Raw genomic sequence first — 13,266 nt, forward strand, 5'->3', positions numbered from 1 at the left:
GACATCTTGAAATCGGCACCAATACACTCATTTTACAATGCAACTGTATCGGATGGCAATACATTGCTGACAAGCTTAACCAAAGCCAAGGCCCCCCGCATCGCTCTTGCGGGAATCGTGCATGAAAGCAATTCTTTTGCCCCCAGCCCGGCCGACATGGCGGCGTTCGAACAGGGCGGCGGCTATCTGCCCCTGTGCCGGGGACAGGCGATTCTGACCGGCGCGCGCGATGTGAACCTGCCGGTGGCGGGCGCGATCGCGGTGGCCGGGGACTGCGGATGGGATCTGGTACCGCTGATCTGGGCGGGGGCGGTGCCCTCGGCCCCGGTCACGGCGGATTGTTATCAGGCGATCAGCGACGAGATCATCGCGGGCCTGCGCGACGCCCTGCCGCTGGATGGGGTGTTTCTGGACCTGCACGGCGCGATGGTCGCCACAGGCGCCCCGGATGGCGAGGGCGCGCTGCTGGCGCGGGTGCGCGCCGTGGTCGGACCCGATGTGCCGGTCGTGGCGGCGCTGGATCTGCACGGCAATCTCAGCCCGCAGATGGTCGACAAGGCCGACCGGATGGTGGGGTTTCGGACCTATCCGCATGTGGACATGGCCGAAACCGGGCGGCGTGCGGCGCGCGAACTGGACCGGCTGCTGGGCAAGGCGGCCAATGCCAAGGCCTTTCGGCAGCTGGATTTCCTGATCCCCATCGCCTGGCAATCGACCGATCTGCAACCCGCCGCCGCGATCTATGACCTGTTGGACGACGCGGATCGGGCGGGGGTCAGCGCGTCGATCTTCATGGGCTTTCCGGCGGCGGATTTCGCCGATTGCCGTCCCTCGGTCATCGCCTATGCCGGGACGCAGGATCAGGCCGATGCCGTGGCAGACCGCATCGCACAGGCGCTGCGCGATGCGGAAAGCGCGTTCCGGGGCCGGTCCCATGATCCCGCCGAGGGCGTGGCCGAGGCGCAGCGCATCGCCGCCACCGCCCGGCGGCCGGTGGTGCTGGTCGATACGCAGGATAATCCCGGCGCGGGCGGCAATTCCGACACGACGGGCATGCTGCGCGCGCTGATCGATGCCGATGCCCAAGGTGCGGCCATCGGGCTGATCACCGACCCCGCCGCCGCAGTCGCCGCTCATCAGGCGGGCATCGGCGCCACGATCACGCTGTCGCTTGGCGGCAGGTCGAACATTCCGGGCGATGGCCCCCTGACCGCGGCCTTTGTCGTCGAGGCGCTGTCGGATGGCGCCTGCCACGCCACCGGCCCTTATTACGGCGGCGCGCATCTGCGGCTTGGGCCCTGCGCCTGCCTGCGCATCGGCGGGGTGCGCATCGCGGTGGCGTCGGAAAAGGCGCAGATGGCCGACCGGCAGATGTTCGCCTTTCTGGGCATCGTCCCCGAGGATCAGGCGATGCTGGTCGTCAAAAGCTCGAACCATTTCCGCGCCGATTTCGCGCCCATCGCCGAAACCATCCTGACCTGCACCGCGCCCGGCCCCATGCCGCTCAGTCCGGCCAGCCTGCCCTTTCGCCATCTGCGTCCCGGCATCAGGCTGGAACCGGGCGGCCCCGCCTTCAACCCACCCGCGCAAGGCTGACGCCAAGATCAGCCCCCGCGACCCCGTTCAACAGAGAGGACATCATGTTCAACCGTCTTTCCCCCAGACTGACCACCGCCACCCTGTTGGCATCGACGATGCTGGCGGGGGCCGCATGGGCCGACACCACCGTCAAGGCGGTGATGCATTCCGGCCTGCGCGTGCTGGACCCGGTCATCACCACCGCCCATATCACCCGCAACCATGCCTATATGATCTATGACGTGCTGATCGCGCAGGATGCGGAATTCCAGCCGCAGCCGCAGATGGCCGACTGGACCATTTCCGACGACATGCTGACCTATACCTTTACCCTGCGCGAGGGGCTGGTCTTTCACGACGGCGCGCCGGTGACGGCGGCGGATGCGGTGGCATCGCTGCAGCGATGGGGCCAGAAGGACGCGGGTGGACAGGTCATCATGGACCGCACCGCCAGCCTTGAGGCGACCGATGATAGCACCATCACCTGGACCCTGACCGAGCCGTTCGTGCCGATGCTGGACGTGCTGTCCAAGCAATCCGCGCTGCCGCCCTTCATCATGCCCGCGCGGGTCGCCGAAACCTCGGCCGATGAGGCGATCACGGATTACACCGGCTCCGGCCCCTTCCGCTTTGTCGAGGCCGAGTTTCAACCCGGCCTGATGGTCGTCTATGAGAAATTCGACGAATATGTTCCGCGCGACGAACCCGCCGACTGGATGGCGGGCGGCAAGGTCGTGAATGTGGACCGTGTCGAATGGGTCAACATGCCCGACATCCAGACCGCCGTGAACGCCCTGTCGGGCGGCGAGATCGACTATATCGAGGCGATGCAAGTCGATCTGATCCCGCTGCTGGAGGGCGATCCGAATCTGGTCGTGGAAACCCGCGAGCCGACCGGCATGCAGACCATGGCGCGGATGAATTTCCTGCATCCTCCCTTCGACAATCCGGCGCTGCGTCAGGCGGCGATCAAGGCGGTCTCGCAGGAACCGGTTCTGGCGGCGATGGTCGGCAATCCCGACTATTATCAGGTCTGCGGCGCCGTTCTGGGCTGTGGCACCCCCCTGGCCAGCGAGGCGGGGGCCGAAACCCTGACCGCAGGCGGCGGGGGCGAGGCCGCGCGCGCCCAGCTGGACGAGGCCGGATATGACGGCACCCCCGTCCTGCTGATGGCGCCGACCGATCTGGTGGCGCTGGCGACCCAGCCCGTCGTCGTCTCGCAAATGCTGCGCGAGGCCGGGTTCGAGGTGGATATGCAGCCGATGGACTGGCAGACGCTGGTCACCCGCCGCGCCAGTCAGGCGGCCCCCGCGGATGGCGGCTGGAACCTGTTCATCACCAACTGGATGGTCCCCGAGATTTCGAACCCCATCTCGAACCCGATGCTGGGCGGACGCGGCAGCGATTCGTGGTTCGGCTGGCCCGACGACGCGGCGGTCGAGGCGCTGAAGGAAGAGTTCATCGACGCCCCCGACGCCGATGCGCAGGTCGAGGTCGCCGAACGGATCCAGACCCATGCGCTGGACAATGGCCTGCTGATTCCGCTTGGCCAATACACCCTGCCGCAGGCGCGCCGCACCACGATCACCGACATGATCCAGTCGCCGGTGCCGGTCTTCTGGAACATGCAGAAGGCCGAGTGAAGACCCCCTGACTGTTCGGGGGGGCGGCTCGCCCCGTGCCGCCCCCTCAGCTAACCCTCCGATCCGGGAGATCGCGATGCTGGGCTATATCCTGCGACGCATTCTGGCCGTCATTCCGGTGATGCTGCTGGTTGCCGTCTTCGTCTTTCTGCTGCTGCGCCTGACGCCGGGCGATCCGGCGGCGATCATCGCGGGCGACATGGCCACCCCCGCCACGCTGGAACGCATCCGCGAGGCGATGGGCCTGAACCAGCCGCTGCATATCCAGTTCATCACCTGGGTCGGGCAGTTGCTGCGCGGCGATCTGGGCGTCTCGCTGATCTCGAATACGCCGGTGTCCACGATGGTCGCGGACCGGGTGGGGCCGACCTTTTCCATCGCGATCCTGACCATCCTGATGTCGGTCGCGATGGCCGTGCCGATGGGCGTGCTGGCCGCGTGGAAACATCGCAGCGCCGCCGATTACGCGGTGATGACCTTTTCCGTGCTGGGCTTTTCTGTGCCGGTCTTCGTCATCGGATATCTGTTCATCCTGATCTTTTCGCTGAAGCTGGGCTGGTTCCCGGTGCAGGGATACCAGCCGATCGGCGCGGGGATCGGGGCGTTTCTGTCCAACGCCTTCCTGCCCGCGCTGACGCTCAGCACGATCTATATCGCGCTGATCGCCCGCATGACCCGCGCCAATATGCTGGAGGTCTTGGGCGAGGATTACATCCGCACCGCCCGGGCCAAGGGCGCCCCCGAACGCACCGTCCTGTTCCGCCACGCGTTGAAAAACGCCGCCGTGCCGATCCTGACGGTCATCGGGTCGGGCTTTGCGCTGCTGATCGGCGGCGTGGTGGTGACGGAAACCGTCTTCAACATTCCGGGCATCGGGCGGCTGACCGTCGATGCCATTCTGGCACGCGATTATCCGGTCATTCAGGCGATGATCCTGCTGACCAGCTTTCTTTATGTGCTGGTGAACCTGCTGATCGACCTCAGCTACAGCTTTTTTGACCCAAGGATCCGGTACTGATGGCACAGATCCCCCAACCGACCTCGGCCATGCAGCCGGTGCTGCGCGCGCTGCGCCTGCCGCAATTCGGGCTTGGCAGCAAGATCGCGGCGCTGGTGCTGGCGGTCATCGTCGTCATGACCCTGCTGGCGGGCTGGATCGCGCCGCATGATCCGCTGACCATGAACCCGATGGTGCGCCTGCAGGGCCCGATCGAAGGCCACCCGCTTGGCACCGACAATTACGGGCGCGACATCTTCAGCCGGGTGCTGATCGGCGGGCAATTGTCGCTGATCATCGGCATCGCCACCGCCGCCGTTTCGGTCCTGCTGGGGCTGGTGATCGGGATGATCGCGGGGTTCTTCCGCACGGCGGATGCGATCATCATGCGGATGATGGATGCGCTGATGGCGATCCCTTCTATCCTGCTGGCCATCGCGCTGGTGGCGCTGAACGGGCCCTCGGTCGGGTCGGTCATCGCCGCGATCACCATCCCGGAAATCCCCCGCGTCGTCCGTCTGGTCCGCGCCGTGATCCTGTCCGCGCGCGAAGAACCCTATGTCGAGGCGGCGATCGCCCTGGGCACCCCCATGCACAAGATCCTGATCCGGCATCTGGTCCCCAACACCACCGCGCCGCTGATCGTGCAGGGCACCTATATCCTGGCCTCGGCCATCCTGACCGAGGCGATCCTGTCTTTCCTCGGTGCGGGCGTCAGCACCGAAACCCCGACCTGGGGCAATATCATGGCCGAGGGGCGGCTGTTCTTTCGCATCAAGCCGGAACTGATCCTGTATCCCGGGATCGCGCTGTCGCTGTGCATCCTGTCGATCAACCTGCTGGGCGATGCCGCGCGCGACATGCTGGACCCCCGGCTGAAGAAAAGGGCGGGCTGAGACATGCTGTTCAAGACACGCAATTTCGACGATGCGCCCGTGGTGCTGCAGGCCCGCGATCTGACCGTCAGCCTGCCCGACACGCCGGGTAATCCGCAGGTGCTGACATCCATCGACGTGACCATCCGCGCGTCGGAAACCGTCTGCCTTGTGGGCGAATCCGGCTCCGGCAAATCGGTCACCTCGCTGGCCATCATGGGGCTGTTGCCGCAGGCGCTGAAGGTGTCCTCGGGCACCATCCACCTGCAGGGCCGCGATCTGCTGCCGCTGTCTCAGGCACAGATGCGTGAATTGCGCGCGGCCCGCGTGGCGATGATCTTTCAGGAACCGATGACCGCGCTGAACCCGGTCCTGCGCGTCGGCGATCAGATCATGGAAGTGATGGAGTTGCACACCGACCTGCCCGCCGCGGAACGGCGGGCCCGTGCGCTGGCGATCATGGAACAGGTGCATCTGCCCGATGTGCCGCGCATCTTCGCGTCATACCCGCATCAACTGTCGGGCGGGCAGCGTCAGCGGATCATGATCGCCATGGCGCTGGTGCTGGAACCGGTGCTGCTGATCGCCGACGAGCCCACCACCGCGCTGGACGTGACGACGCAGAAACAGATCCTGCTGCTGATCGACGAATTGCAGCAGAAACATGGCACGGCGGTCCTGTTCATCACCCATGACATGGGTGTGGTCGCGGAAATCGCCGACACCGTCTATGTCATGAAACAGGGCGAGATCGTGGAATCCGGCGCGGTCGAGCCGCTTTTGCGCAATCCTCAGGCCGATTACACCCGCAAGCTGCTGGCCGCCGTGCCCAGCCTGTCGCCCCGCGCGGCGCGGGCGGGCAGCGGCGATGCGGTCCTGCGGGTCGAACGGCTGAACAAGATCTATGGCGGCGGCGGTCTGCTGATCAAAACCGCCACCGCCCATGCCGCGAAAGATGTCAGCTTTACCCTGTCGCGGGGCCAGACGCTTGGGATCGTGGGCGAATCCGGGTCCGGGAAATCCACCGTCGCGCGCTGCATCATGCGGCTGATCGACCCCAGTTCGGGGCGCATCCTGCTGGATGATACCGACATCGCGGGCCTGTCGCGCGGCGCCCTTCGCCCGCATCGCCAGAAGCTGCAGGTGGTGTTTCAGGATCCGATGCGGTCGCTGAACCCGCGCTGGACCATCGCCGAAAGCCTGATCGAGGGGCCGCTGAACTATGGCACCTCGCGCAAGGACGCCTTGGCCGAGGCCGCGCGACTGATCGAGGTCGTGGGCCTGCCCACCGATGCCTTGGCCCGCTATCCGCATCAGTTCTCGGGCGGGCAGCGCCAGCGGATCGCGATTGCGCGGGCGGTGATGATGCGTCCCGACGTGCTGGTCGCGGACGAGGCCGTGTCGGCGCTGGATGTGTCGGTGCAGGCGCAGGTGCTGGATCTGCTGGACCAGTTGCAGCGTGATCTGGGCATCGCCATCGTCTTTATCACCCATGACCTGCGCGTCGCCGCCCAGATCTGCGACGAGGTGATCGTCATGCAGCGCGGCGCGGTCGTCGAACACGGACCCGCAGCCGAAGTGCTGGCAGCCCCCGCCCATGCCTATACCCGCGCCCTGATCGACGCCGCCCCCGGCCGGTCATGGGATTTCCAGAATTTCCGTGAAATGCGAGACATGACCCATGCCGAACCTGCCTGAGATCGACGCCAACACCCCCCAGCTGACCTCCATCTTTCGCGACCTGCACGCCCATCCCGAAATCGGCATGGAAGAGGTCCGCACCAGCGCCATCGTCGCCGCGAAACTGCGCGAATGGGGCGTGGATGAGGTGCACGAAGGCGTGGGCAAGACCGGTGTCGTCGGCATCCTGCGCGGCAAGGGGCAGGGCAACCGCCGCATCGGCCTGCGCGCCGATATGGACGCGCTGCCGATCCATGAGGCGACCGGGCTGCCCCATGCCTCGACCGCGCCCGGGACCATGCACGCCTGCGGCCATGACGGGCATACGACGATGCTGCTGGGGGCTGCGCAATATCTGGCCGCCAGCCGTCGGTTCGACGGCACGGCGGTGTTCATCTTTCAACCCGCCGAAGAAGGCCTGGGCGGCGCCCGCGCGATGATCGGCGACGGGCTGTTCCAGCGCTTTCCGGTGGATGAGGTCTATGGCATGCACAACCAGCCCACCGGGGAACTGTGCCGCGCCAGCCTCTGCAAGGGTCCGGCGATGGCGGGGGCATCCTTTTTCGATATCACCGTGACGGGCAAGGGCAGCCATGCCGCCATGCCCCAGCAATCGCGCGACGCGCTGGTCGTGGCCTCCGGCCTGGTGGGTCAGTTCCAGACCATTCTGGCCCGCAATCTGGCGCCTCTGGATCAGGCGGTGCTGTCGGTGACCCAGATCCACGCCGGCAGCGCCTATAACGTCCTGCCAGAAACCGCCACGCTGGCCGGCACCATCCGGTTCTTCAAACCCGAGATCCGCGATCTGATGCAGGCCCGGATGCGGGCGATCTGCGAGGGTGCGGCGCAGGGCTATGACATGATCGTCGATGTCGCGTTCCGCGAGATCTTCGACGTGCTGATCAATGATGCCGACCTGTCGGATGCCTGGACAGGGGCCGCCGCCGACATCCTTGGCGCGGACAAGGTCAGCGATACCCAGCAACCCGTCACCGGGTCCGAGGATTTCGCCGACATGCTGCAGATGATCCCCGGCGCCTATGGCAATGTCGGTCATGCAGGCACCGTGCCGCTGCACAATCCGGGCTTCGTGCTGGACGAGGGGATCCTGCCCATCGGCGCCTCGATCTATGCAAGGCTGATAGAACGTCGCCTGCCGGTGGCCGCATGAGCGCGCTGGATCTGCCCTTTGACGCCGATCAGATGCTGGCGGGCCTGCGCCCGTGGATCGAATGCGAAAGCCCGACATGGGATGCGGGCGCCGTCAGCCGGATGATGGATCTGGCCGCGCGCGATCTGACGGCGATCGGGGCTGTGGTCGAAACGGTGCCGGGCACCAAGGGGTTCGGCAGCTCGATCCGGGCGACCTTTCCGCATCCTGATCAGGGCCAGCCGGGCATTCTGGTGTCGGGGCATATGGACACGGTCCATCCCGTCGGCACGCTGGATAAGTTGCCCTTCCGGGTCGAGGCCGGGCTGGCCTATGGCCCCGGCATCATGGACATGAAGGGCGGCAATTACGTCTTTCTGGAAGCCATGCGCCAGATCGGGCGCGCGGGCCTGACCACGCCTTTGCCGGTGACGTTCCTGTTCACCCCCGATGAAGAGGTCGGCACCCCCGCCACCCGCCAGCTGATCGAAAATGCCGCGCGCGGTCAGCGCGCCGTGCTGCTGCCCGAACCCGCATCCCCCGATGGCGGCGCGGTGATCGGGCGCTATGCCATTGCGCGGTTCGATCTCTTGACCGAAGGGCGGCCCAGCCATGCCGGTTGGGCGCTGAAGGACGGGCGGTCCGCCATCTCTGCCATGGCCCGGCGCATCCTGCAGATCGAGGCGATGACCTCGGACGATTGCACCTTTTCGGTGGGGGTCATCCATGCCGGGCAATGGGTGAATTGCGTGCCCTCGTCCTGCCGGGCCGAGGTCTTGTCGATGGCCAAGACGCAAGAGGATCTGGACCGGGGCGTCGCTGCCATGCTGGCCCTGCAAGGCGAACAGGATGGGGTGGCGTTCACCGTGACGCGCGGCGTGACCCGCCCGGTCTGGGAACCCCAGCCCGGCACGATGGCGCTGTATGATCTGGCGCGCGGGCTGTCGGCGCAGATCGGGTTCGATCTGAGCGCGGGCAGCGCGGGCGGCGGATCGGACGGGAACTTCACCGGCGCGATGGGCGTACCGACGCTGGATTCCATCGGCGTGCGGGGCAAGGGTCTGCATACGCTGAACGAACATATCCAGATCGCCAGCCTGCCCGAACGCGCCCGTCTGGCGGCGGGCCTGCTGACCCAGATCACCTGACAGGACACCCCGACCGATGAGCAGACTGAACGAATTGACCGCCGCCGAGATGACCGACGGCTTTGCCAGCGGCGCGCTGTCCCCGGTCGAGGTGACGCGCGACGTGCTGGCCCAGATCGAGCTGTGCGAGGGGCAGCTGAACAGCTTGTGGACCGTCGATCCCGACATCGCCCTGACCGCCGCCTCGGCTGCCGAGGATCGCTGGCGGCGCGGCGCGCAGATCGTGGTGAACGGCGTCTCGCTGGACGGGGTGCCGGTCACGATCAAGGAAAACATCGCCACCGCGGGCGTGGCGATGCCGCTTGGCACGACTGTCAGCGACATGACCCCGCGCCCCACCGATGCGCCCCCCGCCGCCCGGCTGCGCGAGGCGGGGGCGGTCTTTCTGGGTCGCACCACCATGCCCGATTTCGGAATGCTGTCATCGGGCCTGTCCAGCTTTCACCGGCTGGCCCGCAACCCGTGGAACACCGCGATGAACCCCGGCGGCTCCAGCGCCGGGGCAGGGGTGGCGGGGGCGGCGGGCTATGGTCCGATCCATCTGGGCACGGATATCGGTGGCTCGATCCGGCTGCCTGCGGCATGGTGCGGGCTGGTCGGGCTGAAGCCCAGCCTTGGCCGCGTGCCGATCGATCCGCCCTTCATGGGTCGGGCGGCGGGGCCGATGACCCGCACGGTCCGCGATGCGGCGATGGCGATGGCGGTGCTGGCCCAGCCCGACAGCCGCGATTACCGCGCCCTGCCGCCCGCCGATATCGACTGGCTGGATCTGGACCGCGACCTGAGCGGGCTGCGCATCGGTTTGCTGATGGATGCCGGTTGCGGCATGGCCGTGGACCCGCAGGTGACGGACGCCGTCACCGCCGCCGCGCGGCTGTTTCAGGATGCAGGCGCGGTGATCGAGCCGCTGGCGCCCTGGATGTCGCCCGACCTGCTGCAGGCGCTGGATGATTTCTGGCGCACGCGCGCAGGCCTTGACGTGCAGGCGCTGGACCCCGCACAGCGTCAGGCGATCCTGCCGGTGATCCGCGAATGGGCCGAGACGGGCCTGGGGCGTTCGGGCGAGGATGTCTATCGCAGCTATGCCGCCACGGTCGAGATCCGCCGTCTGACGGTGGCCGCGACGGTCGCATTCGATCTGGTCCTGTCGCCCGTCTCGCCCAATGTCAGCTTTCCGGCGGACTGGGCCTATCCTGCCCAGAATGACGTGGCCCGCGCGATGGCGCATATCGGCTTTACCGCGCCCTATAACATCAGCGAACAGCCCGCCATCTCGGTGCCCTGCGGCCATGACGCGGCGGGTGTGCCGATCGGGTTGCAGATCAGCGGGCGCCGCTTTGACGATCTGGGCGTGCTGCGCGCCGCCCGCGCGTGGGAGGGGATCCGCCCGACCCCGCGCCCCTGGCCTTTCGCGGCGTCGTAACACAACGCCCCCCGCCGGGATCGGCGGGGGGCGTTTCTGCGGTCAGATTGCGCCGCTGTCAGAACGCCACGGTGTCGGCGCCTTTCAGGGCCAGCATCTCGCGGGCCTCGTCGGGGGTGGCGACCTCCAGCCCCAGACCCTCGATGATCTGGCGCACGGCGCGGACCTGCTGGGCGTTGGTTTCGGCCAGCTTGCCGGGACCGGCCCAGATCGAATCCTCCAGCCCGACGCGGACATGCCCGCCCATCGCCGCCGAAATCGCCGCGATGGGCAGCTGATTGCGCCCCGCGCCCAGCACCGACCAGCGATAGCTGTCACCGAACAGGCGGTCGGCGGTGCGCTTCATATGGCTGACATCGTCGGGATGCGCGCCGATGCCGCCCATCAGGCCGAACACGGTCTGGATGAACAGCGGCCCCTTGACCAGCCCGGCATCGACGAAATGCTTGAGGTTGTACAGATGCGCGGTGTCATAGCATTCGAATTCGAACCGCGTGCCATTCGCGCCAAGCGTCGTCAGGATATGTTCGATATCCTCGAAGGTGTTGCGGAACAGGATGCCCTTGTCGGACAGATAGCTGCGTTCCCAGTCATGCTGCAGCTGACCCTCGAACCGTTTCAGCATCGGGAACAAGCCGAAATTCATCGACCCCATGTTCAGCGAGGCCAGTTCCGGCTTCCACGTCGCGGCGGGGCGGACACGTTCGGCGATGCTCATCGTGGGGGCGCCTCCGGTGGTGATGTTGACCACGCAATCCGAACGTTGCTTGATGACCTGCAGAAAAGGCAGGAACGCCTCGGGCGTCTGGTCGGGGCGGCCATCCTGCGGATCGCGGGCATGTAGGTGGACAATCGCCGCGCCAGCTTCGGCCGCGCCGATCGCGGCCTCGGCGATCTGGCTTGCGGTGACCGGCAGATGCGGCGACATCGAGGGCGTGTGGATGGCCCCGGTCACCGCGCAGGTGATGACGACTTTGCGGGTGCTGGCCATATCAGAGATCCTTCGTTGGGGTGTTTTGATTGTCTTGGGTCAGATGCCGCGACAGCGCCGCCAGCCGCCGGTCACGCTGCTGGCTGAGCGCGGGCACCTGTAACGGGTCGGGCATGGCGGCGGCCACGATGTGGGCGGCCTCGGGCGTGAAGGCCTCGCCGCGCGCGGCATCGTCGGCCAGCCGCGCCATGGTCGGGCCATAGCGCTGCAGATAATCGATCACGCCGCCCGGCGCGTTCAGGTTGATCGTGGCCATCGGCCCCATCAGCGTCCAGCGCCGCCCAAGCCCGTGGCAGATCGTGTCATCCAGACCCTGCGGGGTTACGATGCCCTCTTCGATCATCGACAGGGCCTCGGCCAGGACCACGGCCTGCAGGCGGTTCAGCACAAAGCCGTCGATCTCTCGCGTCATGCGCACCGGCACCTGCGCCACATCGCGCATCAGCGCCTCGGCGCGGTCCATCACGTCCGGATCGGTATCGGGCGAGGGGCAAAGTTCCACCACCGGCACGACATGGGGCGGGTTGACCGGATGGGCCACCAGAATACGCGCCCGCCCGGCCAGATCGCCCGAGAAACTGGAGGCGACCAGCGCCGAGCTGGAGGTCGCAAGGATCGTGCCCGGCGCGGCGATGGCATCCATGCGAGCGTAAAGGTCGCGCTTGACCTCCAGCCGTTCGGGGCCGTTTTCCTGCACCCATTCGACGCCGTCCAGCGCCTGTTCCAGCGTGTCGCAGACCGTCACATGGTCCAGCGCCGCAGGGTCGTCACCGCTGATCCGGCAGGTCTCGGCCAGCTGGGCCATGACGCCTGCGCGCACCTCGGGGACCGCATCCCACAGGCGGACGCTGCATCCGGCGCGGGCAAAGACGACGGTCCAGGCCCGTCCGATCAAGCCGCTGCCGATGACGGCGATGGTTCGTGTCATGTCTGTCTCTCCTCCTCGAAACTTCTGTGTGCGCCCGACCGGGTCAGGCGGACCGCTTGCGCCGCAGGGCGGTCTCCTCGCCTGCCTCGCGCTGGCTCAGCGTGCCGGTCAGGTCGGCGGCGGCATCGCTGATGTCGCGGATGATCGCCGCCTGCAGCGCCACGGCATCGCCCCGGCGCAGAGCCGCCATCGCGTCGTCATGGCTGGCCATCGAGCGGTCGAAATGCAGCGGCGCGGTGACGGCGATGCGGATCAGCGGTCCGACCCGCAGCCACATCCCCGCGATCATCGCCATCAGCACCGGACGGTCGGCGGCCTGATAGATCAGCGAATGGAACCGCCAGTTGTTTTCCAGATACATGTCCGCATCGCTGGCATCGGCGGCGCGCTGCATCAGCTGGCAGGCATTGTCGATCAGGCGCAACTGGGCGGGGCGGATGCGCTCCATCGCCTGCAGGGCGGCAAAACCTTCCAGATTCAGCCGGATGTCGCGGATATCGATCAGTTCCGCCGGGGTCAGGATCGGCACACGCAGCACGCGGTTGCCGCCGAACACCTCAAGCCCGCCATCGCTTTCCAGCTGGCGCAGCGCCTCGCGCACGGGGGTGACGCTGGTGCCCATGACGGCGGCGGCGCGGCGCAGGCTGATTTCCTCGCCCGGGCGAAAATAGCCGCTGATCAGCGCCTCGCGCAGGGTGGCATAGATCTGCGCCTGCGTCGTCGCCCCTTCCTGCAGGGCCAGCGGCCCAAGGCGCGACCAACCGTCCTGTGCCATCGGCTGTGTCTGATCGGTCATTTCCGTGATCTCACTTTACACGCGCTTTTTGGAAACATGCCGGGGCATTGGATATAT

At 66.8% G+C, this 13,266-nt stretch carries 11 protein-coding genes; 8 read left to right on the forward strand and 3 right to left on the reverse strand.

The features are described from left to right. The first annotated feature begins 63 nt into the window (after positions 1-63). The 8 genes from EG885_RS01120 to EG885_RS01155 all read left to right on the forward strand — a co-directional run bounded on the left by EG885_RS01120 (position 64) and on the right by EG885_RS01155 (position 10,494). Entirely contained in the window at positions 64-1,596 is a 1,533-nt protein-coding gene (locus EG885_RS01120) for a M81 family metallopeptidase (RefSeq protein WP_242679452.1), read from the forward strand. Between the two features lie 44 nt (positions 1,597-1,640). Further along, positions 1,641-3,221, forward strand: a complete 1,581-nt coding sequence (locus EG885_RS01125; RefSeq protein ID WP_131572631.1) for an ABC transporter substrate-binding protein — start codon at positions 1,641-1,643, stop codon at positions 3,219-3,221. Between the two features lie 76 nt (positions 3,222-3,297). Further along, positions 3,298-4,239, forward strand: a complete 942-nt coding sequence (locus tag EG885_RS01130; protein WP_131572632.1) for an ABC transporter permease — start codon at positions 3,298-3,300, stop codon at positions 4,237-4,239. Continuing rightward, a complete protein-coding gene (locus tag EG885_RS01135; RefSeq protein ID WP_131572633.1) occupies positions 4,239-5,114 on the forward strand; it encodes an ABC transporter permease in 876 nt (291 codons plus the stop codon). Before EG885_RS01130 ends, EG885_RS01135 begins: the two co-directional genes overlap by 1 nt. Before the next feature lie 3 nt (positions 5,115-5,117). Continuing rightward, positions 5,118-6,791 carry an ABC transporter ATP-binding protein gene (locus tag EG885_RS01140; protein WP_131572634.1) on the forward strand — a complete coding sequence of 558 codons (1,674 nt, stop codon included), beginning with the start codon at positions 5,118-5,120 and terminating at the stop codon, positions 6,789-6,791. Then, the gene (locus tag EG885_RS01145) at positions 6,775-7,944 is read left to right on the forward strand and encodes a M20 aminoacylase family protein (protein WP_131572635.1); all 1,170 of its coding nucleotides are present in this window, start codon (positions 6,775-6,777) and stop codon (positions 7,942-7,944) included. Before EG885_RS01140 ends, EG885_RS01145 begins: the two co-directional genes overlap by 17 nt. Further along, on the forward strand, positions 7,941-9,071 hold the full coding sequence (locus tag EG885_RS01150; RefSeq protein WP_131572636.1) for a M20/M25/M40 family metallo-hydrolase: 1,131 nt from the start codon (positions 7,941-7,943) through the stop codon (positions 9,069-9,071). Before EG885_RS01145 ends, EG885_RS01150 begins: the two co-directional genes overlap by 4 nt. 16 nt (positions 9,072-9,087) lie before the next feature. Next, positions 9,088-10,494: an amidase gene (locus EG885_RS01155; RefSeq protein ID WP_131572637.1), complete on the forward strand. Its 1,407-nt coding sequence runs from the start codon at positions 9,088-9,090 to the stop codon at positions 10,492-10,494. Between the two features lie 58 nt (positions 10,495-10,552). On the opposite strand, the gene kce is transcribed toward EG885_RS01155, so the two are convergent. From kce to EG885_RS01170, 3 genes are read right to left on the reverse strand one after another with little or no spacing between them, the layout of a single operon-like run. Next, positions 10,553-11,485 carry a 3,5-dioxohexanoate:acetyl-CoA acetone transferase gene (kce, locus tag EG885_RS01160; RefSeq protein WP_131572638.1) on the reverse strand — a complete coding sequence of 311 codons (933 nt, stop codon included), beginning with the start codon at positions 11,483-11,485 and terminating at the stop codon, positions 10,553-10,555. A gap of 1 nt (position 11,486) precedes the next feature. After that, positions 11,487-12,413, reverse strand: coding sequence for a 3-hydroxyacyl-CoA dehydrogenase NAD-binding domain-containing protein (locus tag EG885_RS01165; protein ID WP_131572639.1), 927 nt, complete (start codon positions 12,411-12,413; stop codon positions 11,487-11,489). A gap of 43 nt (positions 12,414-12,456) precedes the next feature. After that, positions 12,457-13,209 (reverse strand): GntR family transcriptional regulator, encoded by a 753-nt coding sequence (locus EG885_RS01170; RefSeq protein WP_131572640.1) that lies wholly within the window; start codon positions 13,207-13,209, stop codon positions 12,457-12,459. Between the last annotated feature and the right edge of the window lie 57 nt (positions 13,210-13,266).

The sequence above is a fragment of the Paracoccus nototheniae genome (assembly GCF_004335005.1).
In the GTDB taxonomy this organism is placed as follows: domain Bacteria; phylum Pseudomonadota; class Alphaproteobacteria; order Rhodobacterales; family Rhodobacteraceae; genus Paracoccus; species Paracoccus nototheniae.

Bases quoted from the DNA above. Each gene is read 5' to 3' on its own strand.
- EG885_RS01150 (WP_131572636.1), top strand. From the start codon at position 7,941: ATGAGCGCGCTGGATCTGCCCTTTGACGCCGATCAGATGCTGGCGGGC.
- EG885_RS01125 (WP_131572631.1), top strand. From the start codon at position 1,641: ATGTTCAACCGTCTTTCCCCCAGACTGACCACCGCCACCCTGTTGGCA.
- kce (WP_131572638.1), bottom strand. From the start codon at position 11,485: ATGGCCAGCACCCGCAAAGTCGTCATCACCTGCGCGGTGACCGGGGCC.
- EG885_RS01170 (WP_131572640.1), bottom strand. From the start codon at position 13,209: ATGACCGATCAGACACAGCCGATGGCACAGGACGGTTGGTCGCGCCTT.
- EG885_RS01165 (WP_131572639.1), bottom strand. From the start codon at position 12,413: ATGACACGAACCATCGCCGTCATCGGCAGCGGCTTGATCGGACGGGCC.
- EG885_RS01130 (WP_131572632.1), top strand. From the start codon at position 3,298: ATGCTGGGCTATATCCTGCGACGCATTCTGGCCGTCATTCCGGTGATG.
- EG885_RS01155 (WP_131572637.1), top strand. From the start codon at position 9,088: ATGAGCAGACTGAACGAATTGACCGCCGCCGAGATGACCGACGGCTTT.
- EG885_RS01135 (WP_131572633.1), top strand. From the start codon at position 4,239: ATGGCACAGATCCCCCAACCGACCTCGGCCATGCAGCCGGTGCTGCGC.
- EG885_RS01140 (WP_131572634.1), top strand. From the start codon at position 5,118: ATGCTGTTCAAGACACGCAATTTCGACGATGCGCCCGTGGTGCTGCAG.
- EG885_RS01145 (WP_131572635.1), top strand. From the start codon at position 6,775: ATGCCGAACCTGCCTGAGATCGACGCCAACACCCCCCAGCTGACCTCC.